Source organism: Rhizobium anhuiense bv. trifolii, from assembly GCF_024346605.1.
GTDB classification, from domain to species: Bacteria; Pseudomonadota; Alphaproteobacteria; order Rhizobiales; family Rhizobiaceae; genus Rhizobium; species Rhizobium anhuiense.
In genome coordinates this window covers 3,810,371-3,835,502 of the sequence record NZ_CP098803.1, presented here as the reverse complement: position 1 = coordinate 3,835,502, position 25,132 = coordinate 3,810,371, and the positions used below count along the sequence as shown (strand labels likewise).

At 59.8% G+C, this 25,132-nt stretch carries 21 protein-coding genes and 1 tRNA gene; 11 read left to right on the top strand and 11 right to left on the bottom strand.

The genetic code is table 11. The annotated features are described in order from the left end of the window. Positions 1-6 precede the first annotated feature (6 nt). From NE851_RS27625 to NE851_RS27615, 3 genes are read left to right on the top strand one after another with little or no spacing between them, the layout of a single operon-like run. Positions 7-1,203 carry a hypothetical protein gene (locus NE851_RS27625; protein ID WP_254959219.1) on the top strand — a complete coding sequence of 399 codons (1,197 nt, stop codon included), beginning with the start codon at positions 7-9 and terminating at the stop codon, positions 1,201-1,203. A gap of 35 nt (positions 1,204-1,238) precedes the next feature. Further along, the gene (locus NE851_RS27620; protein WP_254959217.1) at positions 1,239-2,675 is read left to right on the top strand and encodes a tyrosinase family protein; all 1,437 of its coding nucleotides are present in this window, start codon (positions 1,239-1,241) and stop codon (positions 2,673-2,675) included. After that, on the top strand, positions 2,672-3,628 hold the full coding sequence (locus tag NE851_RS27615) for a hypothetical protein (protein WP_254959215.1): 957 nt from the start codon (positions 2,672-2,674) through the stop codon (positions 3,626-3,628). The genes NE851_RS27620 and NE851_RS27615 overlap by 4 nt, the downstream gene beginning before the upstream one ends. An 814-nt stretch (positions 3,629-4,442) precedes the next feature. Here NE851_RS27615 and NE851_RS27610 read toward each other — a convergent pair. The 4 genes from NE851_RS27610 to xylF form a co-directional block, all read right to left on the bottom strand. Continuing rightward, a tRNA-Arg gene (locus NE851_RS27610) sits at positions 4,443-4,519 on the bottom strand. A 207-nt stretch (positions 4,520-4,726) separates the two neighbouring features. Continuing rightward, positions 4,727-5,509, bottom strand: a complete 783-nt coding sequence (locus NE851_RS27605; protein WP_047611477.1) for an ATP-binding cassette domain-containing protein — start codon at positions 5,507-5,509, stop codon at positions 4,727-4,729. Positions 5,510-5,523: 14 nt separating this feature from the next. Further along, a complete protein-coding gene (locus tag NE851_RS27600; protein ID WP_254959213.1) occupies positions 5,524-6,837 on the bottom strand; it encodes a sugar ABC transporter permease in 1,314 nt (437 codons plus the stop codon). 264 nt (positions 6,838-7,101) lie between these two features. Next, complete coding sequence (xylF, locus tag NE851_RS27595; RefSeq protein WP_047614359.1) at positions 7,102-8,142, bottom strand: D-xylose ABC transporter substrate-binding protein; 1,041 nt, start codon at positions 8,140-8,142, stop codon at positions 7,102-7,104. A gap of 229 nt (positions 8,143-8,371) precedes the next feature. On the opposite strand from xylF, the gene NE851_RS27590 reads away from it, so the two are divergent. Next, positions 8,372-9,595: an ROK family transcriptional regulator gene (locus NE851_RS27590; RefSeq protein WP_097542038.1), complete on the top strand. Its 1,224-nt coding sequence runs from the start codon at positions 8,372-8,374 to the stop codon at positions 9,593-9,595. 129 nt (positions 9,596-9,724) lie between these two features. On the opposite strand, the gene iolG is transcribed toward NE851_RS27590, so the two are convergent. Next, on the bottom strand, positions 9,725-10,717 hold the full coding sequence (gene iolG / locus NE851_RS27585; RefSeq protein ID WP_047614355.1) for an inositol 2-dehydrogenase: 993 nt from the start codon (positions 10,715-10,717) through the stop codon (positions 9,725-9,727). 313 nt (positions 10,718-11,030) lie between these two features. On the opposite strand from iolG, the gene NE851_RS27580 reads away from it, so the two are divergent. Continuing rightward, entirely contained in the window at positions 11,031-11,312 is a 282-nt protein-coding gene (locus NE851_RS27580) for a hypothetical protein (protein ID WP_047611465.1), read from the top strand. On the opposite strand, the gene NE851_RS27575 is transcribed toward NE851_RS27580, so the two are convergent. Continuing rightward, positions 11,313-11,783 carry a hypothetical protein gene (locus NE851_RS27575; RefSeq protein ID WP_047611464.1) on the bottom strand — a complete coding sequence of 157 codons (471 nt, stop codon included), beginning with the start codon at positions 11,781-11,783 and terminating at the stop codon, positions 11,313-11,315. Positions 11,784-11,857: 74 nt separating this feature from the next. Continuing rightward, complete coding sequence (locus NE851_RS27570; RefSeq protein WP_047611800.1) at positions 11,858-12,862, bottom strand: LysR family transcriptional regulator; 1,005 nt, start codon at positions 12,860-12,862, stop codon at positions 11,858-11,860. 271 nt (positions 12,863-13,133) lie between these two features. Between NE851_RS27570 and chvE the strand changes: the two genes are divergently transcribed. From chvE to araD, 6 genes are all read left to right on the top strand, one after another. Then, positions 13,134-14,198 (top strand): multiple monosaccharide ABC transporter substrate-binding protein, encoded by a 1,065-nt coding sequence (chvE, locus tag NE851_RS27565; RefSeq protein WP_047611463.1) that lies wholly within the window; start codon positions 13,134-13,136, stop codon positions 14,196-14,198. Positions 14,199-14,294: 96 nt separating this feature from the next. Then, positions 14,295-15,833, top strand: coding sequence for a multiple monosaccharide ABC transporter ATP-binding protein (gene mmsA, locus NE851_RS27560; RefSeq protein ID WP_047611458.1), 1,539 nt, complete (start codon positions 14,295-14,297; stop codon positions 15,831-15,833). Continuing rightward, positions 15,830-17,041, top strand: a complete 1,212-nt coding sequence (gene mmsB / locus NE851_RS27555) for a multiple monosaccharide ABC transporter permease (protein WP_047614346.1) — start codon at positions 15,830-15,832, stop codon at positions 17,039-17,041. Before mmsA ends, mmsB begins: the two co-directional genes overlap by 4 nt. A 119-nt stretch (positions 17,042-17,160) precedes the next feature. Next, complete coding sequence (gene araD1 / locus NE851_RS27550) at positions 17,161-18,156, top strand: AraD1 family protein (protein ID WP_047614344.1); 996 nt, start codon at positions 17,161-17,163, stop codon at positions 18,154-18,156. Positions 18,157-18,224: 68 nt separating this feature from the next. Further along, the gene (locus NE851_RS27545; RefSeq protein ID WP_047614342.1) at positions 18,225-19,658 is read left to right on the top strand and encodes an aldehyde dehydrogenase family protein; all 1,434 of its coding nucleotides are present in this window, start codon (positions 18,225-18,227) and stop codon (positions 19,656-19,658) included. Between the two features lie 61 nt (positions 19,659-19,719). Then, positions 19,720-21,459, top strand: a complete 1,740-nt coding sequence (gene araD / locus NE851_RS27540; protein WP_047611438.1) for an L-arabinonate dehydratase — start codon at positions 19,720-19,722, stop codon at positions 21,457-21,459. 136 nt (positions 21,460-21,595) lie between these two features. Here araD and NE851_RS27535 read toward each other — a convergent pair whose 3' ends face one another. Genes NE851_RS27535 through NE851_RS27520 form a run of 4 tightly spaced genes read right to left on the bottom strand, consistent with a single transcriptional unit; the run spans position 21,596 to position 24,920 of the window. Continuing rightward, complete coding sequence (locus NE851_RS27535) at positions 21,596-22,420, bottom strand: transglutaminase family protein (RefSeq protein ID WP_063474461.1); 825 nt, start codon at positions 22,418-22,420, stop codon at positions 21,596-21,598. A gap of 12 nt (positions 22,421-22,432) precedes the next feature. Then, on the bottom strand, positions 22,433-23,374 hold the full coding sequence (locus NE851_RS27530) for an alpha-E domain-containing protein (protein WP_047611433.1): 942 nt from the start codon (positions 23,372-23,374) through the stop codon (positions 22,433-22,435). Next, a complete protein-coding gene (locus NE851_RS27525) occupies positions 23,374-24,783 on the bottom strand; it encodes a circularly permuted type 2 ATP-grasp protein (RefSeq protein WP_047611432.1) in 1,410 nt (469 codons plus the stop codon). The genes NE851_RS27530 and NE851_RS27525 overlap by 1 nt, the downstream gene beginning before the upstream one ends. After that, on the bottom strand, positions 24,765-24,920 hold the full coding sequence (locus NE851_RS27520) for a hypothetical protein (protein WP_254959192.1): 156 nt from the start codon (positions 24,918-24,920) through the stop codon (positions 24,765-24,767). The genes NE851_RS27525 and NE851_RS27520 overlap by 19 nt, the downstream gene beginning before the upstream one ends. Between the last annotated feature and the right edge of the window lie 212 nt (positions 24,921-25,132).

The window sequence follows — 25,132 nt, the reverse complement described above, 5'->3', positions numbered from 1 at the left end:
GGGACCATGAGGTACGGATTGATAATCGGCGCTTCTGCGCTTGTTCTTGGCACTGGAGGTGATGCCATTGCAGGACCGGACGTGATCGTAGGGTTCATCGACGGCGGTCGGCAATTTGCTGTGTTGCCGACTGGCGAACTGGCAATCACAGCAGGCACAAATTCTTGTAACGCTGGAGATAAAGACCTCAATTGGATGGCGTTGCCAGACGCGAACCATCCAGTGATTTCTCTCAATATGTACAAGGAAAAAGATGGGCAATTTCGGCAATTAGCCGCGACTTGGGTAAAGCACGGGTTCTTTGCCACCAATCAAGAGGATTGCGCGGACGTGGCTGGTGTCCCCGCGTGCGTTCCTGCTGATGCTGGTAACGCTCTTGGACCGGGATGTTCTGATCTCTACGGCGACTATCTCAATTCTGACCCTCAGTTTCTGGGACCGCGTAGTCGGATCAACCCGTCGACCGGTATTTTCGACAGCAGCGACGCAACAAGCCCTTCGCCAGGAAGCCCGACTATTCTCGATGATGAAAAAATCATGGTGGTGGACGCGGTTACGCTTTCCGATCCTGGTGCTCGCTACTTCCTTGAAGCGCAGTACATTACCGCCGATGACGCGGCCGCTGGCAACGCTCGAAATAATATGACCTATCGGGAGTTTGCTCCTCACGATGGCTCCCCACAATTCGTCGCAAGATATCTCGGACCGCAGATGCGAGGTCAACCAGCGTTGGCAGCGTGGCAGGGTGCTTTACTCAGCGAACGATTGAGCAGTGAGGGCGGCGCCCCTGTTACGCTGATAGCTGCTTCGAAGGCGACACCACTTAAAGAGGGTGGGTTTCGCTACGATTATGCCGTTTACAACATGAACAGCGATCGGGGGCTCCGATCATTCAAAGTAGAAGGTACGACTAATGTGAGGGACGCGTCATTTTCGGCGGCCATCGCTCGTGGCGAACCTTGGGATAAGGCGCCATGGACCGGAACGCAGAACGCGCAAGACTTTGTTTGGGCTACTCAGACTTTCACCGACAACAACGCCGCGAACGCCTTGCGCTGGGGCAACACGTATTCGTTTTCATTCGTTTCAAATGCAGCTCCGGTCACAGGTAAGGCCGTTGCCGAAAAGTACAAACCGAAACAGGGCAACGATACAGACGACGAGACATTCGAGGTGCTCGTTCCGTCTAATGCCCCAAACTGACCAGTAGGTGAAACCCTTCAGCTGTGAGTGACACGATGCAAAAGCCAGAAAAGTTTTTCGCATTGATTTTCTTAGGTTTTTTGGCATTTACCGGTTTGCCTCAAAATACTGTGGCGCAGACAATTGCCCTGATCGAAATAAGGGATAGCCCGCAAGGTGAGGATGACTTTCTTTGCTGGTCGCCTGTCGCTGCAAGAGTGAAACTGGCGCAGCCTGGGCCAATGGATGTCCCTGTAACCCTGCGGAGCGGAGCGATCGGTCCTTCCGCCGGTGTTGTGGGCTTCATGGAGAGCGACGTTGCCGTAACTCCCTCAACTTTTGCACCGAAAAAGGAACTGCCAATCGTATTGAAAGGTGATGGCAGCTGGGTAGAATTCAATCTATTTGGTCTCAAAGCCTCAGACGGAGAGAAGGATATTGCCGTTCGGGCGGAATTGGGTGACGGATCCGCGATTGGTCAGACGATGACGATGGTGCGAGTCCGAAAGGATGCTGAGCAGTTGTCGCCGAAAGAGCGGAACAACTTTTTGTCTGTACTCGCTCAATGGAAGAAGGTGCCAGGGTTGGCGCGGCCGACACGTTTTGAAGACTTCTACACCACGCATGAAGATGCCTTCTCGAAAGGAATACATTCTGGTTTCGGAGCCAATCCCAGCAATTTCCTCCCATGGCATCGCGCGTTTCTGTTGAACTTCGAGCGAGAACTGCAGGCAATTGATCAGACCGTAGCGCTTCCCTACTGGAAGTTTGACGCTCCTGCGCCTCAACTTTTCAGTGCTGAATTCCTTGGCGCGAAGGTACCGGGGACAAACGAGGTCGAACTTGCTTCAACGAACCCGATTAGGGGCTGGTCAGCACCACCTGGCCAACTTTTGACACGAGCAAAATCTGCAAGCGTCCAGGCTCCAATGAATCCAGGGGTCTTAGGGGCGCTTGCATGCACAAGTGCAAACTGCCCAAATATTTTCCGTGAAACCACGGACACGTTCGAAATGAACTATCATAATTCGGCTCACGGTTTCATCCTTGGCTGGTTGGGGGGAGGTGCCTCACCAAAGGATCCATTATTTTTCTTACTGCATGCCAACGTTGACCGCGGTTGGGCTCACTGGCAACAAGCTCGCGACAGGTTCGACAGCGCGAGTGAGAAGTCATACACGCCGGAAGGTCGCTACCCTGGTTCGGTTCAGAACAAAATGAAGGAGGGGTTGTTCGCTGAAGACGAGATGTGGCCTTGGGGTCATAAACAGGGGGATTGGGGAACACCCGGCGTGCCGGATGATGACTGGCTACCCTATCGCTTCTCTTTTCCCGCAGCGCCCGGTCTTCCATTGTCAGGGATTGATTTCCCTACTCCCGCCAAAATGATAGACTACATGGGTGTCCGCGGCGGGCCTGAACTCGGGTTCTGCTATGATGACATGGCCTATCAGGGCGGTAAGCCGTCCGAGGTTTTGGAACAGGTGCAATGATGAATAGGAAACTCTTATCAGCTATCTGGCTAGTTTCCCTGTTGACCTCTCCTTCGCTTGCTCAGCAGGTCAGTTTCGAAAATGTGCCATCTGAATTGCAGCCCAAGTATGACGCACAAAAGGCTGAGATAACTGCCTTGGTTGGCCAAATCCAAGACAAAAAACTAGCTGGTGAAGTCCGAGCTGCCCACTTGGCTGAACTACAACAGCGCTTTCCCTACGTCGTCCTGCCTACAGCAAAGTCGGTTGCGCTAGATGAATCTGAACCCCTTCAGTTGGAAGCAACCAAAATTTTGATTGGCTCGGTGGTTATGATGAACCACTCTGCCGGTGGTGACCACGCGATGCACGAGCAGTTCACTTCAACTATGGATATTCTCAAGCAGGTGGTTGCGAGCGGCACCGCGGCGGCTCGGAGTTTTGCCGCTGAAACCGGCGCCAGCCTCGGAGACAGTGGTATGCTGAGTGAAATCCAAAAGAAGAATGATGAGGGCGTTATAAGCGATGCAGATGCGGTTGGCTACTTTACCTTGGCAGATCCCGGCGTCGCTGCCTCGTATGTGGAAAAGTACCTAAGCAGTGAAAACGTGGCCGCGCAGGAGCAAGCGGTTTCCTATCTCGGTCCGTTACCTGATTATCAGGCTACTATTCGCCAAGACTTCTTTCTCGACGCGAACAAGCCTGCTGCGGTACAAGCCGCTGCGGCAAGGGTCCTCGCTCGGACGGACGAGAAATTCACGACGTACTCGGATAAAGTCATCATGCGCGACGGTACGCCAACACAGGTGGTGGACGCTATCATCAGAGGATCGATCGAGAATACGACTAATCCCGTGAACGCAGAACAGGTTTCAAAATATAAAACCATTCTGGACGATTACAAAAAGGCTAACCCTGGCGTGAACATGCAGCAGTTGAACACAATCCAGAATTCAATTGAAATTCTGCGGTGAAATGGAACGGTTTGCGGGAGCGACAAGACCGCGTCCAATCAAGACCTGACATTGATGACGTTGATCGCGCGATTGTTCAGTTGCTGTTGAGGGGTATTCCGGAAAAGAGATCGGGCAGCAGCTCGGATTTTCTCATCGAACCATTGAGCACCGTGTAGAGCGATTGAAAAGGGCTTTGACGCACGCTCTATAGCGCAACTCGTTGCCCTGTCGGTTGCGGGCGCGTTAGGAAGCGCGGGTTGACTTGGCGCTGAGACTTGCCAAAGCTCGTGCCTTGTCTGTCGAATCGCCCGCATCGCCTTGCCCCCATTTTTGCAGCAGGCTGCTGCAAAATCCGAAACACCTGGATAGGTCACCGCTAACACATTCGCGTCAGCCGCAGACCATACTTCTTGTTCACTACGAAAACAGCGCCGAAACAGGGCAGGGCAAGGCGAGCGGCGGCATGTCATCTCGTGTTGAAGTATCCGAGCGACGTTGTCTCGGTATCAGTCCACGCGCCTCGATCTTCAAGGATCCGGCATTTGAACAAGGTGACGACATATTCGACCGGTCAACGTTGGGGTAGGTGTCGCGCTAAAACACATTCGTGCATGGCTGGGCAACGCCTTGCCGTCACTTGACCTGCCACTGCAGAAAAACGGCGCGAAGGTTTTCATCTAGTCGAGCGCCGATCCGACGCCCAAAACGTCATCGCACCCAGAGTCGCAGAGGTATCGCGGCATTTGTAGCAAACCAGCGTATTCTGGCGTAAACTAGGGCAGTGCAATCAATTTTTACTAACTTATTAATTTTATTTCATAAAATTTAAGAGTGGCGCACCCGACAGGATTCGAACCTGTGACCTTTGGAATCGGAATCCAACACTCTATCCAGCTGAGCTACGGGTGCATGCCGAAGGCGGTTTGAATCGCCTGTCCGATGGGTGGTTCTTAGCCTAGCTTGCGGCTGGCTTCAATCGCGAAATTCTCGGAAATACCGATGCTTGCAGTTTGATGGGTGTTTTTATCCGTCAGCCTGGGGAACGCCAGATAAAAAAACTCCGCCGTCCTTGCGGGCGGCGGAGCGTGATTGTTGTGGACTGTCGCCTTATGGCGGTCAGATCTGCATGGCGCCGGGGCCGGGAATGGCCTTTGGCGGCACCTTGCCGAGGATGATCATGCCGAGGACCTCGTCCTTGGTCACATCCTCGGTGCGGGCGTGGCCCACCACCTGGCCGTTCTTCATCACCGAGACGCGGTCAGCGAGGTCGAAGACGTCGTGGATGTCGTGGCTGATGAGGAAGATACCGATGCCTTCCTTCTTCAGCTGCTTGATCAGCTCGCCGACCTGCGCCGTCTCCTGGGGCCCGAGTGCCGCCGTCGGCTCGTCCATGATCAGGATGCGGGCGTTGAAGAGGATGGCGCGCGCAATTGCCACCGATTGCCGCTGGCCGCCCGAGAGCGCCTTCACCGGTTCCTTGAAGCGCTTGAAGTTGGGGTTGAGCCGCCCCATCACCTCGCGGGCCGAGGCCTCCATCGCCACGTCGTCGAGCGTGCCCCAGCGGGTCTTCAGCTCGCGGCCGAGATAGAGGTTGGCGGCGGCGTCGACATTGTCGGCGACGGCGAGCGTCTGGTAGATCGTCTCGATCCCGTATTTCTTGGCATCGCGCGGATTGCGGATGTCGGCCGGCTCGCCGTTGATCAGGATCTCGCCGCCATCGCGCTTGTAGGCGCCGGAGAGGATCTTGATGAGCGTCGATTTGCCGGCGCCGTTATGGCCGAGCAGGGCGACCACTTCGCCGGGGTAGAGATCGACCGAGGCATTGTCCACGGCGTGAATGCCGCCGAAGGCGATCGAGATGTTTTTCAGTTCCACGAGGGGAGTGCGTTGATCAGCCATATCCAGGGCTCCTCTCACTTGGCACGGGCGCGGTAGACGGTGTCGAGCCAGACCGCCACGACAAGGACGGTGCCGACGACGACGCTCTGCAGTGGCGTGTCGACATGCGCGAGCACCATGCCCGACTGCAGCGACTGCATGACGAGCGCGCCGAGCATGGCGCCGGCGATGGTGCCGGTGCCGCCTGCCAGCGACGTTCCGCCGATGACGGCGGCGGCGATGGTGTAGAGCTCGTCGAGCGTGCCCTGCGAGTTCGTTGCGGCGTTGAGGCGGGCGGTGGAAATCGCCGCTGCGATAGCGGCCAGAACGCCCATCAGCGCGAAGATCCTCACGGTGACCCAGCGGGTCTTGATGCCGGCGAGTTCCGCCGCTTCGGGGTTGCCGCCGATCGCGAAGACATAGCGGCCGAAGCGAAGGCGTGTCGCGATGAAGGTCATGATGATGCCGACGACGATGGCGATCAGCACCGGCACGGCGATGCCGTATGGAATATCCAGGCCGGTCTCGGGCCAGGGAATATTGTTGGTCTCGGCATATTTCTTGGCGATGTTGATTGGCCAGTAATAGCTGTTGGCGATTGAGACCGCGCCGAGGATGAGCACGCAGCTCAGGATGGCGAGGAAATATTCAGCCCACATCGGCCGGCGCGGAAAGCCGAAGCGACGGCGCTGCCGGCGCGAGCCGACGATGCTGGCGATGACGAAGAGGCAGGCGCCGATACCGACGACCCAGCTCCAGGTGGCGCCGATCGAGCCTTCGGCGCCGCCGCCCATGATGCGGAAGGTCTGGTCCATCGGCGCAACCGTCTGGCCGCTGGTGACGAGCCAGGTCGCGCCGCGCCAGACGAGCAGGCCGCCGAGGGTGACGATGAAGGAGGGAACGTTGAGGAAGGCGATGATGACGCCCTGGAAGGCGCCGATCAGGAAGCCGGCTGCAATGCCGATCAGCAGCGTGATCGCCCAGGTGAAGGGGCTGTCGAAGCCGATATATTCCGGCAGGATCTTGGCCTGGGTGACACCCATGATCATGCCGCAGAGGCCGAGCACGGAACCGACCGAGAGGTCGATGTTGCGTGTGACGATGATCAGCACCATGCCCGTCGTCATGATGGCGATGTCGGTCGTCTGAACCGAGAGGTTCCAGAGATTGCGCGGGGTCAGGAACAGGCCGCCGGTGATGATGTGGAAACCGATCCAGATGATGATGAGCGCGCCGATCATGCCGAGCAGGCGTGTGTCGATCTCGGTCGCGCGGAAGAAGCGGGTCACCGGATTGGCTTCCGCCGTTCGCGGCCCGCTTGATGTTGTGGATTTTACCATTTCGGCCATGGGTTTGCCGTTCCCCCACTGTGTTTGGACGGACGCGCCGGCGTGCCCGAATCTGCCATCGGCGTCATGCGTCTGTTCTTCAACTAACCATCGCGATGCTTGCGGAAACCGGTCGCGTGGCGTCGCGACACCCTTCCGGCAGGGAATGAAAACCCGCGATGGTGCGGCGAGGCGGAGAAAACTTCGTCGTTGGAATTCTCATCCGCGTCCGGCGCCGCAGCGATGTTGCGCTGCGGCGCCGGCAATTTCAATTACAGCCGCGGCTTACTTGCAGGCAGCGACGGTGTCGGCCTTGACGCCCTGGCAGGCTTCCGCCTTGGAGATCCAGCCGGCGTCGATGACGACGTTCAGGTTGTCCTTGGTGATCGCCAGCGGCTTCAGGAAGACCGACTGCATTTCAACACCCTTCGGGCCGCCCTTGAAAGCCTGGGCGCCGTCGATCTTGCTCATGTCCTTGCCGCCGGCGAGGTCGAGAGCGATTTCTGCGGCGCGCTTGCCGAGTTCGCGGCTGTCCTTCCAGACGGAAACCGTCTGCGTGCCGAGAGCGATGCGGTTCAGCGCCGCCTTGTCACCGTCCTGGCCGGAAACCGGAACGGAGCCGGCAAGACCCTGCGCGTCGAGCGCTGCGATCGCGCCGCCGGCCGTGCCGTCGTTTGAAGCGACGACGGCGTCAACCTTGTTGTTGTTGGCGGTCAGGAACTGCTCCATGTTGCGCTGGGCGTTCTCCGGCAGCCAGCCATCGGTATAGGCTTCGCCGACATTCTTGATCTTGCCGGCATCGATCGCGGCCTTCAGCACTTCCTGTTGGCCCGAGAACAGGAAGTCGGCGTTCGGGTCGGAAGACGAGCCCTTGATGAAGACGTAGTTGCCTTCCGGCTTGGCCTTGAAGACGCCTTCAGCCTGCAGGCGGCCGACTTCCTTGTTGTCGAAGGTGATGTAGAAGGCAGCCGGGTTTTCGATCAGGCGGTCGTAGCCGACGACCGGAATGCCTTCAGCAGCGGCCTTTTCGATGGCCGGGCCGATCGCGTCGGAGTCCTGAGCGAGGATGATCAGCGCGTTGGCGCCCTGCGAAATCAGCGATTCGACGTCGGTGAGCTGCTTTGCGGCAGAAGACTGCGCGTCAGCGGAAATATACTTGGCGCCCTTGGCTTCGAGAGCCTTCTTGATGGCGGCTTCGTCCGTCTTCCAGCGCTCTTCCTGGAAATTCGACCAGGAAACACCAACGACGAGATCGGCAGCCATGGCAGCGGTATGTACGGAAACGAGGATGGCAGCACCGGCCATCAATTTGAAAATAGACTTCATAATGTCCTCCCGAGTGAGTTGCGGCCGGCCCAGCCCATGCTTCCTCCGGCCACCGCGAAAAAGCCTGTCGGGAAAGATTTGGATTTTTTTCTCGACAGTCGAGAAATTTAGTGTCAGAGATTTTTTCAACTGTCAACACTGCACTACCGGCTTAATTCGCTTGCGCAACAGCGACCGGAGATGCAGTGGAAACCACGGGAAGAGCAAGCAGGAGGAGAGGGCGGCATTCATGCTGACCAAGTCGAGCACGGAGCTGGTCCGGCAGAGAAACAGCGTGCTCGTGCTGTCCGTGCTGCGCCGCCACGGCGCGCTCGCCCATACCGAAATATCCGATTCCACCGGGCTTTCCTCAGCCACCATCTCGGCGATCACCGCTGACCTGGAAAAAGCCCAGATCATCGAGAAATCCGAGCAGCAGCCGGCAAGCGGGCGTGGCCGGCCGCGCGTGCTTTTGCGCCAGCGGCGCGATTGCGGCTATCTCATCGTCGTCATCATCTCCTCGGATGCGGTGCAATATTCGCTTGTGGATTATGCCGGCAAGCTGATCGACCGCTTCAGCGAGGAGCGTTCGCACGATCCGGCGGGTGCCGTGCGCTTCGTCGCAGCAGTACGCGCCGGGCTTTCGCGCCTTCTCGATCGTTCGAAGATTACGCAGGAAAAGGTGCTGCTGATCTCGATCAGCAGCAAGGGGCTGGTCAACTCCACCGAGCCGGTTCTTCTGTGGTCACCGATCTTCGGCAGCGACCAGATCGATTTCGAATCGGCACTCCGGCCGGAATGGCAGGCCAAGGTGATCCTCGACAACGAGACGCTGCTGGTCGCCGCAGCGCTCGGCGCGCGTGAGGAGAATATGAAGGGCGCCGATTTCCGCTCGCTCGCCGCCCTTTCGCTCGGCCACAGCATCGGGCTCGGCATCGTCAGGCGCGGCAACCAGACGGGCCAGGAGATCTCGGCCCCCAATTTCGGGCACATGCTGCATATGGCCAATGGCGGCCTCTGCCGCTGCGGCACACGCGGCTGCATCGAGGCCTATGCCGGTTTTTACGCCATCCTGCGCAGCGCCTTCGAAGTGCCGCTCGATACCATCCCGGCCAAATTCGTGCCGGTTGCGGAACTCGACAAGATCGCCGCCAAGGCGCGCCAGGGTCACCGCATCTCCGCCTTCGCTTTCCGTCAGGCAGGGCTGGCGCTCGGCAACGGCCTGTCGCGCATGCTGAGCCTGACCGAGCGCATGCCGATCGCCATCACTGGCCCGGGCACACGTTATTACGACCTGCTGCGCCAGGGGATCGAAGAGGGCCTCGGGCAATCGCATGTCGTGCGCATGGAGGGCATGCCCGAAATCAGGGTGGTCCCCGAAGAACAGATCCTCGTCTTCGAAGGCCATCTGAACCGGGCGCTATCGGTGATCGATCAGGATATCGTACTCTCGGGCGTACAGAGCGCGGAATGAGGGCGCGTTGCTGAAATGCATGGGGAGCAGGTGTCCTCTCTCCGACATAGAGTCAAACGCCACCAAACGCGAAATGGCCGGGCAAATGCCCGGCCATCTCATGCATGGCTTCCGGTCGGGAGAGGGCCGTCAGCCGATCTTGATGAGCTTGCCTTCCTTGACGGACTGAACCGCGGCATCGGCGAGCGCCAGCGCTGCGAGGCCATCGGCGCCAGACGGCGAGATCTTCGAACCCTTCTCGATCGCGGCGATGAAGGCTGCGATCTCGTTGGCATAGGCTTCGGTGTAGCGGGTCATGAAGAAATCATGCAGTGGCGGGCGGGTGTAGCCGTCGCCGTTTGCCACCTCGATCGAAACAGGGCGCTGGTTTTCGGCCGCAGCCATGCCCTTTGCGCCATGCACTTCGATGCGCTGGTCATAGCCGTAGGTGGCGCGGCGGGAGTTGGAGATCACCGCCTGCTTGCCCGATTTCGTCTGCAGGATCACCGAGACGCTGTCATAGTCGCCGGCTTCGCCGATCGCCTTGTCGACGAGTACGGCGGCAGTCGCCAGCACCGAGACCGGCTCTTCGCCGAGCAGGAAGCGGGCCATGTCGAAATCATGGATCGTCATGTCGCGGAAGATGCCGCCGGAGCGCTTGATATAATCGACCGGCGGGGCGCCGGGGTCGCGCGAGGTGATCGTCACCATCTCGACATCGCCGATCTTGCCGTCGTCGATGACCTTGCGCACTGCCATGAAATGCGGGTCGAAGCGGCGGTTGAAACCGACCATCAGCTTGGCGCCGGTCTCTTCCACCACCTTGATGCAGGCCTTGACGCGGGCGACGTCGAGATCGATCGGCTTTTCGCAGAAGATCGCCTTGCCGGCGCGGGCGAAGCGTTCGATCAGGTCGGCATGTGTATCCGTCGGCGTGCAGATGACGACGGCGTCGATATCCTTGGCGGCTTCGATCGCCTCGATGGTGCGGACTTCGCAGCCATAGGCGGAGGCGATCGCTTCGGCAGCCTGCGGAAAGGCGTCGGCGACCGCGACGAGCGTCGCATTGGCGTCGCCGCTGACGGCCTTTGCATGGACCTTGCCGATGCGGCCGGCGCCGAGAAGACCAAATCTCACTGTCATTCTAACCTCCCTTGAATTCGGAACAAATAAACCGAATTGCCAAAAATCTGGAATTTTCATTCCATCTTCTGCGGACCACGTCAAGCCCGCGGATCTTTCACATTTGCAAGATTCGAACCAGAGCCTTCCTGGTCGGATTGACGTCTTCCGCGAGTGCAGGTTTTGCCCGGGGTAAAGCCGATAGCCTCTGATCCTGGCGTAGAGATGCCCGGCCTTTCAGCCAAGAGAATACTTTAATCTGATCAGGAAAGGTTCTAGAGACAATCGCAGCACGGGCCGAAGGCAGTGCGACATATGCGACCGCGGGGCAGGAATGCAAATCATCGATCCGAACCATCCGGCATACCGTCATCTTTGGGTGCGTGTTGGCATTATTGCCGTCTGCTTCGGCTGGGCCGTGGTCGAATTCGTCACCGGCGATCCGTTCTGGGGCGTGCTCGCGGGCGGGGCAGGCGCCTATTCCTTCTATATATTGTTCTGGACCTTCAATCCGCAGCCGCCTGTCATCGAGCCGCCCGTGCAGCCCGACGCCGAGGACGAGGACGAACCCGCGGCGACCGCTGAAAAACCTTCGAAGGACGGGCCAGCGGAATAGTCAGCGGCCGATTCGGCGCAGTGCTTCGTCGATCAGCAGGTTGGCCAGCATCATCCGCTTCGTCGCATTGTCGCGGAAGGGCAGCGCGACGCCATCGGGATGATTGGCCCGGGCGAAGGCGCGGCGCTTCTCGCGCAGTGTCAGCGGGGTATCGGCGGCGGAGATTGCCAGTTCGGCGGCAACCTCGTGCGGTGTCGTGCGGGCGAGATGATCCGGCATGGCGGGCTCGGCTGGAGGCGCAGCCGCCGGCTTTTCCACGACCCCGGCGCTAGCATCGAGATCCAGATGATCGAAATAGGCCTGGCCGACGCGCTGCGAGGCAGCCGAGACGCCCTCCATGACATCGAAGGCAAACCCGGTGCCGAGGCCGGAGACGCGATGGGCGTCCGGCGCATCGGCGCCTTCGGCCGTCTCGTCCTCCGCCTTCAGCCGCTCGAGGACTGATTGAAATACCGACTGCCCGAACAGCATCACGCCTTCCTTTCGAAGCAGGTATTAGAAGAGAGCAAGATGGCGCAGGGCTTGCGGGCTTGTCAGCCGGCGTGTCAGCCGGCCTGCTTGCGGCTCTCCTCGAGGATGATGTCGTAGAGCAGCCTTGCGCTCGGCGGCAGCGCCCGTTCCCTCGCCGTGATCATGCTGTAAGGCTTGACGTTGATGTCGAAATCGATCGGCAGCATGCGCACATCCGAGGCATTCGAGCTCTGGCTGGCCAGGAACTGGGCGACGTCGACGGCGACCGGAGCAATCGCATCGGTCTCGCAGATGATGGCGCAGGTCAGCAGCAGCGAAGAGGTGTTGACGATGTTCTCAGGCAGCGCCACGCCACGCGACAGGAAAACGTCCTCGATCGTGCGGCGCAGCAGCGTGCCCGGCGGCTGGAACACCCAGTCATAATCCCGGACGTCGGAAAGGCTGCTCACCTTCTGCTTCATCAGCGGGTGGCGGTCGCGCACGATCAGGCAAGCCCGCTCGATGCCGATCTCCGTCACCTCGAAGAGGCGCGGGTTGAGATCGTCGGGGATGCGGCCGATGATGAAGTCGTGGCGGGCGGCGAGCAGCTCGCGGGCAAGCACGTTGCTCGTCTCCACCTGGATGTTGATCTCGATGCCGGGATAGGCCTTGCGCACCTTGTTGATCGCCGGCACGACGAGGCTCATGGCCGGCGCCGTCACCGAACCGATGAAGACCGAGCCGCCCTTGCCGCTTTTCAACTCGCCGATCTCGCGGCTCGCCTCGCGCAGCTCCAGAAGGATCTTCCGGGCCCTGCGCGCCAGCGCTGCGCCGAAGGTTGTCAGCACCACGCCGCGGGCCACGCGCTCATAGAGCGATGTCTTGGTGATTGATTCCATTTCCGACAACATGCGCGACGCGGCGGGCTGCGAGATGTTCAGGACTTCCGCAGCTGCGGAAATCTGTCCACTATCTTCGATTGCGACGATCATCCGCAGGTGATTCAGCTTAAGTCCTGCACGTAGAAGGCTGTCATCGTCGAAATTATCACTGTGGATATCGACGTAGTCCATCGAAAATGGCTCGGAAACAATCGTCATGGTTGCAGCCTCCTCGCTGCGCTCCATCAAAAGTAATACTTTTTAACGATATACCAAAATTGTTATGCACGTTAGCACTTATTCTATTTGACAGTTATAGGAATCCATACCAGTTTGCCGCCGTGTGCTGGTTGGCACTCAACACGTGTGAGATCGTGGAGGAGACCTACTTCGTTTCTCACCATCTGAAGTAACTATCCAATACGGAACCTGCCACAGTTTCGGGGCGGGCGATTTTTCGTCCGCTGCTCTATTAACAAGGGAGAGAGAAATGAAATCCATTATCTCATTGATGGCTGCGGCTGCCTTCGGCGTCGCTTCGTTCGTTGCACCGGCGCTCGCCGCGGACAAGGGCACTGTCGGTATCGCGATGCCGACCAAGGCTTCGGCCCGCTGGATCGACGACGGCAACAACATCGTCAAGCAGCTCCAGGCTGCCGGTTACGGCACTGACCTGCAGTATGGCGACGACGATATTCCGAACCAGCTTTCGCAGATCGAAAACATGGTGACCAAGGGCGTCAAGGTCCTCGTCATCGCTTCGATCGACGGCACGACGCTTTCCGACGTTCTCCAGAAGGCACACGACGCCGGTATCAAGGTCATCGCTTATGACCGTCTGATCCGCGATTCGGGCAACGTCGACTACTACGCAACGTTCGACAACTTCCAGGTCGGCGTTCTGCAGGCTGGCTCCATCGTTGACGGCCTCGGCCTCAAGGATGGCAAGGGCCCGTTCAACATCGAACTCTTCGGCGGTTCGCCGGACGATAACAACGCCTTCTTCTTCTATGATGGCGCAATGTCCGTCCTGCAGCCCTACATCGACAGCGGCAAGCTCGTCGTGAAGTCCGGCCAGACCGGCATGGACAAGGTCGGCACGCTGCGTTGGGATCCGGCAACGGCCCAGGCCCGCATGGACAACCTGCTCTCGGCTAACTACACCGATGCCAAGGTCGATGCCGTCCTGTCTCCCTATGACGGTCTGTCGATCGGTATCATTTCCTCGCTGAAGGGCGTTGGTTACGGTACTGCGGCCCAGCCGCTGCCGATCGTCACCGGTCAGGACGCTGAAATCCCGTCGGTCAAGTCGATCATTGCTGGCGAACAGCATTCGACGATCTTCAAGGACACCCGCGAACTCGCCAAGGTCACCGTTGCCATGGTCGATGCCGTGATGTCCGGCAAGGAGCCTGAAGTCAACGACACGAAGACCTACGATAACGGCGTCAAGGTCGTTCCGTCCTATCTGCTGAAGCCGGTTGCCGTCGACAAGACCAACTACAAGCAGATCCTCGTCGACAGCGGTTACTACACCGAAGACAAGCTGAAGTAACTTGAGCAGGAGGCCGGAGCCCGCGCTTGCGGGTTCCGGCCTTCGATTTTATGATTACCCGGCCATTTAACGGCTGGGGGCGCTGGAACTTTGACTATGGACAATACCATCCTCGAGATGCGGAGCATCACCAAGACGTTCCCGGGCGTCAAGGCGCTGGAGAACGTGAACCTCAAGGTTCGCCAGGGTGAGATCCACGCATTGGTGGGCGAAAACGGGGCCGGCAAATCGACCCTGATGAAAGTGCTATCAGGCGTCTATCCCACCGGAAGTTATGACGGCGACATCGTCTATGAAGGCGAGACGCGCAACTTCAAGGCCCTGAGGGACTCCGAAGAAATCGGCATCGTCATCATCCACCAGGAACTGGCGCTCGTGCCGTTGCTGTCGATCGGCGAAAACATCTTCCTCGGCAACGAGAATGCCAAGAGCGGCGTCATCAGCTGGGACGAGACGTTCAACCGTACCAAGCAGCTGCTCAAGAAGGTCGGCCTGCAGGAATCTCCGAACACTTTGGTGACCGACATCGGCGTCGGCAAGCAGCAGCTGGTCGAGATCGCCAAGGCGCTGTCGAAGAGCGTGAAGCTGCTTATCCTCGACGAGCCGACGGCCTCGCTCAACGAAAGCGATTCCGACGCTCTGCTCAACCTGCTGATGGAGTTCCGCAAGCAGGGCATCACCTCGATCATCATTTCCCATAAGCTGAACGAGATCCGCAAGGTCGCCGACCAGATCACCGTCCTGCGCGACGGCATGACTGTCAAGACGCTCGACTGTCACGCGGACGAAATCAGCGAAGACATCATCATCCGCAACATGGTCGGCCGCGATCTCGAAGACCGCTATCCGCCGCGTTCGGTGCCGATCGGCGAAACCATTCTCGAAGTGAAGAACTGGAACGCCTATCACCAGCAGCACCGCGACCGCCAGGTTCTGCACAATATCAACATCACCGTCCGGAAGGGCGAGGTCGTCGGCATCGCCGGCCTGATGGGGGCAGGGCGCACCGAATTCGCCATGAGCCTGTTTGGCAAGGCCTATGGCCACAAGATCTCGGGCGAGGCGCTGATGCACGGCAAGCCGGTCGATGTCAGCACCGTGCGCAGGGCGATCGACGCGGGTCTCGCTTACGTTACCGAAGACCGCAAGCAACTCGGCCTCGTGCTCAACGACACGATCCTGCACAATACGACGCTCGTCAATTTGAAGGCGGTGTCGAATGCGTCCGTCATCGACAGCGTCAAGGAATCGCGGGTTGCGACCGACTATCGCTCGAAGCTGCGCATCCGCTCCTCCAGCATCTTCCAGGAGACGGTCAATCTTTCCGGCGGCAACCAGCAAAAGGTGGTGCTGTCGAAATGGCTGTTCTCCAATCCCGATGTTTTGATCCTCGACGAGCCGACGCGCGGCATCGATGTTGGCGCAAAATACGAAATCTATACTATCATCAACCAGCTTGCCGCCGATGGAAAGGGCGTTCTGATGATCTCGTCGGAAATGCCCGAACTGCTTGGCACTTGTGACCGCATCTACGTGATGAACGAAGGACGCATCGTCGCTGAACTGCCGAAGGGAGAAGCAAGCCAGGAAACCATCATGCGCGCTATCATGCGCTCAGGGGAGAAGAAGCAATGACACCGATCAATCAACCCATCGCTGAGCAGGGGCGTGTCGTCTCCATCGGAGACTATGTTCGCGGCAACATCCGCGAATATGGCATGTTCATCGCGCTCATCGCGATCATGGTGTTCTTCCAGTTCTCGACCGGTGGCGTTCTCTTCAGGCCGCTCAACCTGACCAATATCATTCTGCAGAACTCGTTCATCGTCATCATGGCGCTCGGCATGCTGCTGGTCATCGTCGCCGGCCATATCGATCTTTCGGTCGGATCGGTCGTGGGCTTTATCGGCGCGATCGCCGGCGTGATGACGGTGCAATGGCACACCAATTATGTCCTGGCGGGTATCGTATGTCTTGCCATGGGCGCGCTTGTCGGCGGCATCCAGGGCTATTTCGTCGCTTATCACAAGATCCCGTCCTTCATCGTCACGCTGGCCGGCATGCTGGTCTTCCGCGGCCTGACGCTGTTCGTGATGACGGCTTCGGGGACCGGCACCAGCATCGGTCCTTTCCCGCCGGCCTTCCAGCTGATCAGCATCGGCTTCCTGCCGAACGCTTTCGATATGGGCGGCATCAACTCGACCTCGATCATCCTCACCGTCGTCGGCGCCGTCGCCCTCTTCTATCTGGCATGGCGCAAGCGTCTGTCGAACGAGAAGCATGGCAACGACGTCGAGCCGCTCGGCTTCTTCCTTGCCCAGAACGCCCTCGTCACGCTCGCCATTCTGGCGCTCGGCTATCAGCTGTCGATCTATCGCGGCTTCCCGAACGTGCTGATGGTCATGCTGGTCCTGGTCGCTGCCTATGCCTTCATTACCCGCCGCACGACGATCGGGCGCCGCATCTACGCCATGGGCGGCAATGAGAAGGCGACGAAGCTTTCCGGTATCAACACCGAGCGGCTGACCTTCCTGACCTTTGCCAATATGGGTCTGCTCGCCGGACTGGCCGGTCTGATCGTTGCCCTGCGTCTCAACTCGGCGACGGCCAAGGGCGGCTTCGGTCTTGAACTCGACGTCATCGCTGCCTGCTTCATCGGCGGCGCATCCGCCCAGGGCGGCGTCGGCAAGGTGACCGGCGCTGTCATCGGCGCGCTGATCATGGGCATCATGAACAACGGCATGTCGATCCACGGTCTCGGCACCGACTCGCAGCAGATGGTCAAGGGCGCCGTGCTCCTCGCCGCCGTGTTCTTCGACGTCTATAATAAGAACAAGGGCTGACCGCTTCCGAAGCGCCAGCCAGGCATTCGCAGTCATATGAATGATGGATTCCGGCTCCTGATGGAGCCGGACAGGCGGAGCTTTTTCCTGTCTTCGCCGAAACGAGAAGGATCGAAGACGTGCTTATTTCCCAGATCAAAGGTGCCAACGGAGAGATCGTCGTCGCCGTGCGTGAGCCGGGCGGCGCTGCAAAGTCGGTCAACAATGCCGGCAGCGTCTATGCGCTGGCGATGGAAGCCGCAGACGGCGGCAAGTCGCTTGCCTCAGTCATCGAGGCCCATGGCTACGGCGATGCCGTCGATCTTGAAAAGGCCTATGCGGAGGGCCGCTTCCTCCCGCCGATCACCCATCCCGATGCCGCCCACCTGCATCTGACCGGCACCGGCCTGACGCATCTGGGATCGGCGGCAACGCGCGATTCCATGCATAAGAAGACCACCGAAGCCGCCGAGGAAACCCTGACGGACTCGATGAAGATGTTCAAGATGGGGCTGGAGAACGGCAAGCCGAAATCAGGCGAAAAGGGCGTGCAGCCCGAATGGTTCTACAAGGGCAACGGCTATGGCACGGCAGCCCCCGGCGCCCCGCTGATCTCGCCGTCCTTCGCGCTCGACGGCGGCGAAGAGCCTGAAATGGCTGGCATTTACGTGATCGCCAAGGACGGCTCGCCGTTCCGCATCGGCTTTGCGCTGTCGAACGAGTTTTCGGACCACGTCACCGAGCGGATCAACTATCTCTATCTGGCCCACTCCAAACTGCGCCCGGCCGCCTATGGTCCGGAAATCCGCATCGGCGCCGCACCGGACGATATTCGCGGCACCTCGCGCATCAAGCGCGGCGACAAGGTGATCTTCGAAAAGCCGTTCCTCTCCGGTGAAGCGAACATGTCGCACACCTTCGCCAATCTCGAATATCACCATTTCAAATACGGCCTCTTCCGTGTGCCGGGCGATGTTCATGTCCATATGTTCGGCACGGCGACCCTCTCCTTTGCCGACGGCGTCAAGACCGAAGAGGGCGACGTCTTCGAGATCGAAGTCGCCGAATTCGGCCTGCCGCTCCGCAATCCGCTCGAGGTGGCCGCCGAGGAAGAGATCGCCGTCCGGCAGCTCTGAATTCAAGACCTGGCCGCATTCGGCGGCCGGATCATGCTCGTAAACGGTAAAGGAGGCTTGTTAAGCCCATGACCATTTATCAAAACCTGATCGCCGGCGAATGGGTCGGCTCGAACGCGACGAAGAACATCAACCCGTCGGATACGAACGAAGTCGTCGGCCTCTATGCCGACGGCAGCGCTGATGACACGAGAAACGCCATTGCCGCCGCCAAGGCCGCCTTCCCGGCCTGGTCGCGCTCGGGCATCTGGGAACGCCACGTCATCCTGAAGAAGACCGGCGACGAGATCATGGCGCGCAAGGACGAGCTCGGCGCGCTGCTCGCCCGCGAGGAAGGCAAGACGCTGCCGGAAGCCACCGGGGAAGTGATCCGCGCCTCGCAGATTTTTGAATTCTTCGCCGGTGAAGCGCTGCGGCTGGCCGGCGAGGTCCTCCCCTCGGTTCGCCCGAACATCGGCGTCGAGATCACCCGCGAGGCGCTTGGCGTCATCGGCATCATCACGCCGTGGAATTTCCCGATCGCCATTCCCGCCTGGAAGATCGCGCCGGCGCTCTGCTACGGCAACACCATCGTCTTCAAGCCGGCCGAACTGGTGCCCGCCTGTTCCTGGGCGATCGTCGATATCCTCAACCGCGCCGGCCTGCCGAAGGGTGTGCTGAACCTCGTCATGGGCAAGGGCTCGGTCGTCGGCCAGGCCATGCTCGAAAGCCCCGACGTTCACGGCATCACCTTCACCGGTTCCACCGGCACTGGCCGGCGTGTCGCCGCCGCCTCCATCGAGCATAACCGCAAGTTTCAGCTGGAAATGGGCGGCAAGAATCCGATGGTCGTGCTCGACGATGCCGACCTCAACGTCGCCGTCGAGGCTGCCGCCAATTCCGGCTTCTTCTCCACAGGCCAGCGCTGCACGGCGTCGTCGCGCCTGATCGTCACCGAAGGCATCCACGACAAGTTCGTCGCAGCACTCACCGACAAGCTGAAGACGCTGGTCGTCGACAACGCGCTGAAGGCCGGCACCCATATCGGCCCGGTCGTCGATGAGCGGCAGCTGAAGACCGATACCGACTATATCGAGATCGGCAAGTCGGAAGGCGCCAAACTCGCCTTCGGCGGCGAGGTCATCTCGCGCGACACGCCCGGCTTCTACCTGCAGCCGACGCTGTTTACCGAAGCGACCAACCAGATGCGGATTTCGCGCGAGGAGATCTTCGGACCTGTGGTCTCGGTGATCCGGGCGAAGGATTACGACGAGGCGCTCGCCATCGCCAACGACACGCCATTCGGCCTTTCGGCCGGCATCGCCACGACCAGCCTGAAACATGCGACGCACTTCAAGCGCAATTCCGAGGCCGGCATGGTGATGGTCAACCTGCCGACGGCAGGCGTCGATTTCCACGTTCCCTTCGGCGGCCGCAAAGGTTCGTCCTACGGCCCGCGCGAGCAGGGCAAATACGCCGCCGAATTCTACACAACCGTCAAGACCGCCTACACGCTGGCTTGAAACAAAGGCGATGTCCCGGACCGTACGAGGCGGTCCGGCGACATCCTGAAGGATAGAGACGATGAAGAAGAAAGCGGAATGGCCGCGCAAGCTGAGGTCGCAGGAATGGTACGGCGGCACGAGCCGCGATGTGATTTATCACCGCGGCTGGCTTAAGAACCAGGGTTATCCGCACGACCTGTTCGATGGCCGGCCGGTGATCGGCATCCTCAACACCTGGTCGGATATGACCCCGTGCAACGGTCATCTCAGAGAGCTCGCCGAAAAGGTGAAGGCGGGCGTATGGGAGGCCGGCGGCTTCCCGCTTGAGGTGCCGGTATTCTCGGCGTCGGAAAACACCTTCCGCCCGACCGCGATGATGTATCGCAACCTTGCCGCGCTCGCGGTGGAAGAGGCGATCCGCGGCCAGCCGATGGACGGCTGCGTGCTGCTGGTCGGCTGCGACAAGACCACGCCGTCGCTTCTCATGGGAGCGGCTTCCTGCGACCTGCCGTCGATCGTCGTCACCGGCGGACCGATGCTGAACGGCTATTTCCGTGGCGAACGCGTCGGCTCGGGCACGCATCTGTGGAAGTTTTCCGAAATGGTGAAGGCCGGCGAGATGACGCAGGCCGAATTCCTCGAGGCGGAAGCCTCGATGAGCCGTTCGTCGGGCACCTGCAACACCATGGGCACCGCGTCCACCATGGCTTCCATGGCCGAGGCGCTCGGCATGGCACTGTCAGGTAATGCCGCGATCCCGGGCGTTGATTCCCGCCGCAAGGTCATGGCGCAGCTCACCGGCCGGCGGATCGTCCAGATGGTCAAGGACGACCTGAAGCCCTCCGACATCATGACGAAGCAGGCTTTCGAGAACGCCATCCGCACCAACGCGGCCATCGGCGGATCGACCAATGCCGTCATCCACCTGCTCGCCATCGCCGGCCGTGTCGGCATCGATCTTTCGCTTGATGACTGGGACCGCTGCGGCCGCGACGTTCCCACAATCGTCAACCTGATGCCGTCGGGCAAATACCTGATGGAAGAGTTCTTCTATGCGGGCGGCCTGCCGGTGGTACTGAAGCGCCTCGGCGAGGCAGGTCTTCTGCACAAGGATGCGCTGACGGTCTCCGGCGAAACCGTCTGGGACGAGGTCAAGGAGGTCATCAACTGGAACGAGGACGTCATCCTGCCGGCTGAAAAGGCGCTGACATCTTCGGGCGGCATTGTCGTGCTGCGCGGCAATCTCGCGCCGAAGGGCGCGGTGTTGAAGCCTTCGGCCGCCTCGCCGCATCTCCTGGTGCACCGGGGCAGGGCCGTGGTGTTCGAGGACATCGACGACTACAAGGCCAAGATCAACGACGATAATCTCGACATCGACGAAACTTGCATCATGGTCATGAAGAACTGCGGGCCGAAGGGTTATCCCGGCATGGCCGAGGTCGGCAACATGGGGCTGCCGCCGAAGGTGCTGAAGAAGGGCATCCTCGACATGGTGCGCATTTCCGACGCGCGCATGTCCGGAACGGCTTACGGCACCGTCGTGCTGCACACCTCTCCGGAAGCAGCCGTCGGCGGACCGCTGGCGGTCGTGAAAAATGGCGACATGATCGAGCTGGATGTGCCGAACCGTCGCCTGCATCTCGACATTTCCGAGGAAGAACTGGCGCGGCGGCTCGCCGAATGGCAGCCGAACCACGATCTGCCCAAATCAGGCTATGCCTTCCTGCATCAGCAGCATGTCGAGGGGGCCGATACCGGTGCGGACCTCGACTTCCTCAAGGGATGTCGCGGAAACGCTGTCGGTAAGGACAGCCACTGACAGCGTAGATCCAGGATTGGAAATCGATGAAAGGCGGGGCATCACCCCGCCTTTTTTGCACTTGTTCAATGAGAAGATGGCGGCAATTTTGACGTGCGACGCCTCCCGAAATAAGGTGGATTTCGGGAGTGTCCAGTCAGCTCTGGCTTTGACTTTGCATCTGGCCGCCGTCTTCTACCTTCACGGTGACCGACAACGTTTCGCCCGGCGTACCGATGCGCATGCCTGAAATCGGCGCGGCGTCGCGGTAGCAGAGGCCGGAGGCGATCCTGACGTACCGGGCATCCGGGCAGATCTCGTTGGCGGGATCGAAGCCGACCCAGCCGAGGCCGGGAATATGGGCCTCGGCCCAGGCATGGGTCGCCGCCTGCTCGACCTTCTCTTCCATCATAAGATAGCCCGAGATGTAACGCGCCGGCACCTGCAGGGCGCGGGCGGCGGCAATGAAAATGTGCGCGTGGTCCTGGCAGACGCCGCTCTTCTTCTCCAGCGCCTGTTCGGCCGTCGTCTCGGTGTTGCTGGTGCCGGGCTTGTAGTCGACCGTCTCGTGGATTGCCGCCATCAGCGCATGCATGCGGGCAAGCTCGTTATCGCCTCCGACACCCTTGATCAGTTCCTTGACCAGCTTGCCGCCCTTGGTCAGCGGCGTGTCGCGCAGAAACAGCCAAAGCGGGCAGAAGCCGGTATGCGGGCCGGTGACCCCGTTGTTGTCCTCCGTCTCGACCTCGCCTTCGGCGAGAATGCGCGTCACGTCCTGCTCGCCTTCCAGCGAGACCAGATTGACGTGATTGCCGTACTGGTCGTCATACTCGACCTCGGGTACGGCACCCTCGACGTTCAGCGCCCAGGTGAGGACTTTCTGATGGGGGCTCGTCGGCGGCGTCAACCTCAGCCGTTGCAGCGAGAACTGCGTCGGTCCGTCGTAGCGGTATTCGGTGAGATGGCTGATCTTCATTCTCATGTTCTGATCCGCTTATACATAGAACCGGTAGCCGTCGGAAATTTCCGCACCGAGCTTGTTGTTGCGCGCAACGAAATCCTCCAGGAATTCGTGCAGGCCCTGATCCATGATATCCCGGATCGCTCTCGTCTGCAGTGTGGTGCGGATTGCGTCCGCCGTATCGTGAGCGGCGAGCCGCTCCCCGTAATCCGTGGCGAGATAGCCGAGATTGCTGACGATCTTCTCATAGCAATAGGCAAGCGAGCGCGGCATCTGCACATTCAGCGTCAGAAAGTCGGCGATGTTCATCGCCCGGTATTCGCCGTCATAGGCCCAGCTATAGGCCCGGTGTGCGGAGACCGAGCGCAGGATCGATTCCCACTGCACATTGTCGAGAGAGGAGCCGACTGATGAGACCGAGGGCAGCAGCACGTAATATTTCACGTCGAGGATGCGGCTGGTATTGTCGGCCCGCTCGATGAAGGTGCCGATGCGGGCGAAATTATAGAGTTCGTTGCGCAGTGTCGAGCCGTGGAAGGCGCCGCGGATGAGGCCGGCACGGCGCTTGATGACGTCGATCACCTCCGGCATGTCGGCCGCCTTGACGCGCTTTTCGAGCAGAGACTTCAGCTCGATCCAGCATTCGTTGGTGGCTTCCCAGGTCTCGCGCGTCAGAGCCGTGCGCACCATGCGGGCATTGTTTCTGCCGGACTCGATGCAGGACATGACGCTCGACGGATTGGCGCGATCACGCAAGAGATAGTCGATCGCGTCGGCGTTCGTCAGCTTCGTGTGGCCCTCGTCATAGGCCTCGCGCACGCCGGCACTTTGCAGCACGCCATCCCAGTTGTCATCGCCTGTGCTGCTGCGGGTCAGCGACATGCGCAACCCGGCATCGATCAGGCGGGCGATATTTTCGGCACGCTCGATGTAACGGAACATCCAGTAGAGGCCGTTTGCGGTTCTTCCGAGCATCAGTCCTCCAATACCCAGGTGTCTTTGGTGCCGCCGCCCTGGCTGGAATTGACCACCAGCGAGCCTTGCTTCAGCGCCACGCGGGTGAGCCCGCCCGGAATGATCTGAACCTTGTCGGATACAAGCACATAGGGGCGAAGGTCGACATGGCGCGGCGCGATGCCCTTGTTGACGAGAATCGGCACGGTGGAGAGCGACAGCGTCGGCTGGGCGATGTAATTGTTCGGCTTGGCCTTCAGCTTCTCGGCGAAATCGGCGCGTTCCTTCTTCGATGCCGTCGGTCCCACAAGCATGCCGTAGCCGCCGGAACCGTGCACTTCCTTGACGACCAGCTCCTCCAGATGTTCCAGCACGTATTTCAGGCTTGATGCTTCCGAACAACGCCAGGTCGGCACGTTTTCGAGCAGGGCCTTGCGGCCAGTATAGAATTCGACGATCTCGGGCATATAGGAATAGATCGCCTTGTCGTCGCAAATGCCGGTGCCCGGCGCATTGGCGATGGTGATGTTGCCGGAACGGTAGACATCCATGATGCCGGGAATGCCGAGCGCGGAATCGGCCCGGAAGGTCAGGGGATCGAGGAAGTCGTCGTCGACGCGGCGGTAGAGCACGTCGATCGCCTCGTAACCGCGGGTCGTCCGCATCTTCACCTTGCCGTCGATGACGCGCAGATCCGAGCCCTCGACCAGTTCGACGCCCATCATGTCGGCGAGGAAGGAATGCTCGTAATAGGCCGAATTGTAGATGCCGGGGGTCAGCACCGCGACGCGCGGCTTGCCGGTGCAGCCGGGAGGAGCAAGCGAGGCGAGGCTCTGGCGCAAGAGATAGGGATAATCCTCGACACGCTGCACCTTGTTCTTGTGGAACAGTTCCGGGAACATCTGCATCATGGTTTCCCGGTTTTCCAGCATGTAGCTGACACCGGAGGGCGTGCGGGCGTTGTCCTCAAGCACGTAGAACTGGTCCTCGCCGGTGCGCACGATGTCGGTGCCGACGATATGGGTGTAGACGCCGCCGGGCGGACGGAAGCCGATCATCTCGGGGATGAAGGTGACGTTGTTCTCGATCAGTTCGCGCGGGATGCGGCCGGCGCGGATGATCTCCTGCTTATGGTAGATATCGTCCAGAAAAGCGTTGAGTGCGATTACCCGCTGCTCGATGCCCTGGGCGAGCTTGCGCCATTCGCGGGCGGAGATGATGCGGGGAATGATGTCGAAGGGGATGAGTTTTTCGGAACTGTCGGCATGGCCGTAGACCGCGAATGTGATGCCGGTCTTCCGGAAGATGTTTTCCGCATCGCGGGACTTGGCAATCAGATGCGCCCGGTCTTGGCTGTTGTACCACTCGAAGTATTTGTCATAAGGCGGGCGAGGGCTTTCGTCCCCGGTAATCATTTCATCAAATGCCAAAAGCGCGGCTCCCCTTTTTTGTTCATTTGAATACAACGCAAATGGCAATGCAAGAACCATGCGCAGTTCGGGGAAAAGATTTTGCGCTGCGGGAAACGGGTGAAAATCTGGGCATTTAACGTGATGCGCTGCGGCATGGCGGATATTCATCCAAGGTGCCTGCGTAAAATCTGAGCATATGACCGTTTTTCGTTCGGCCAAGGCGATCGAATATGGCCATGCGCGCGAGGCTCGCCGACCTCTGCAGAACCGCCATCGGGTCCTTGCATCAGCGAAATTTCAAATAAGCATCAACGCTTCGCCTTTGACTGCGGCTACGGGGTGCCGCTATCAGCACAGGGAAGCTTTT

Coding starts and splice junctions, on each gene's coding strand:
- NE851_RS27625 (WP_254959219.1), top strand. CDS start 7: ATGAGGTACGGATTGATAATCGGCGCTTCTGCGCTTGTTCTTGGCACT.
- NE851_RS27620 (WP_254959217.1), top strand. CDS start 1,239: ATGCAAAAGCCAGAAAAGTTTTTCGCATTGATTTTCTTAGGTTTTTTG.
- NE851_RS27615 (WP_254959215.1), top strand. CDS start 2,672: ATGATGAATAGGAAACTCTTATCAGCTATCTGGCTAGTTTCCCTGTTG.
- NE851_RS27605 (WP_047611477.1), bottom strand. CDS start 5,509: ATGGCTGATCAACGCACTCCCCTCGTGGAACTGAAAAACATCTCGATC.
- NE851_RS27600 (WP_254959213.1), bottom strand. CDS start 6,837: ATGGCCGAAATGGTAAAATCCACAACATCAAGCGGGCCGCGAACGGCG.
- xylF (WP_047614359.1), bottom strand. CDS start 8,142: ATGAAGTCTATTTTCAAATTGATGGCCGGTGCTGCCATCCTCGTTTCC.
- NE851_RS27590 (WP_097542038.1), top strand. CDS start 8,372: ATGCTGACCAAGTCGAGCACGGAGCTGGTCCGGCAGAGAAACAGCGTG.
- iolG (WP_047614355.1), bottom strand. CDS start 10,717: ATGACAGTGAGATTTGGTCTTCTCGGCGCCGGCCGCATCGGCAAGGTC.
- NE851_RS27580 (WP_047611465.1), top strand. CDS start 11,031: ATGCAAATCATCGATCCGAACCATCCGGCATACCGTCATCTTTGGGTG.
- NE851_RS27575 (WP_047611464.1), bottom strand. CDS start 11,783: ATGCTGTTCGGGCAGTCGGTATTTCAATCAGTCCTCGAGCGGCTGAAG.
- NE851_RS27570 (WP_047611800.1), bottom strand. CDS start 12,862: ATGACGATTGTTTCCGAGCCATTTTCGATGGACTACGTCGATATCCAC.
- chvE (WP_047611463.1), top strand. CDS start 13,134: ATGAAATCCATTATCTCATTGATGGCTGCGGCTGCCTTCGGCGTCGCT.
- mmsA (WP_047611458.1), top strand. CDS start 14,295: ATGGACAATACCATCCTCGAGATGCGGAGCATCACCAAGACGTTCCCG.
- mmsB (WP_047614346.1), top strand. CDS start 15,830: ATGACACCGATCAATCAACCCATCGCTGAGCAGGGGCGTGTCGTCTCC.
- NE851_RS27545 (WP_047614342.1), top strand. CDS start 18,225: ATGACCATTTATCAAAACCTGATCGCCGGCGAATGGGTCGGCTCGAAC.
- araD (WP_047611438.1), top strand. CDS start 19,720: ATGAAGAAGAAAGCGGAATGGCCGCGCAAGCTGAGGTCGCAGGAATGG.
- NE851_RS27535 (WP_063474461.1), bottom strand. CDS start 22,420: ATGAGAATGAAGATCAGCCATCTCACCGAATACCGCTACGACGGACCG.
- NE851_RS27530 (WP_047611433.1), bottom strand. CDS start 23,374: ATGCTCGGAAGAACCGCAAACGGCCTCTACTGGATGTTCCGTTACATC.
- NE851_RS27520 (WP_254959192.1), bottom strand. CDS start 24,920: ATGCCGCAGCGCATCACGTTAAATGCCCAGATTTTCACCCGTTTCCCG.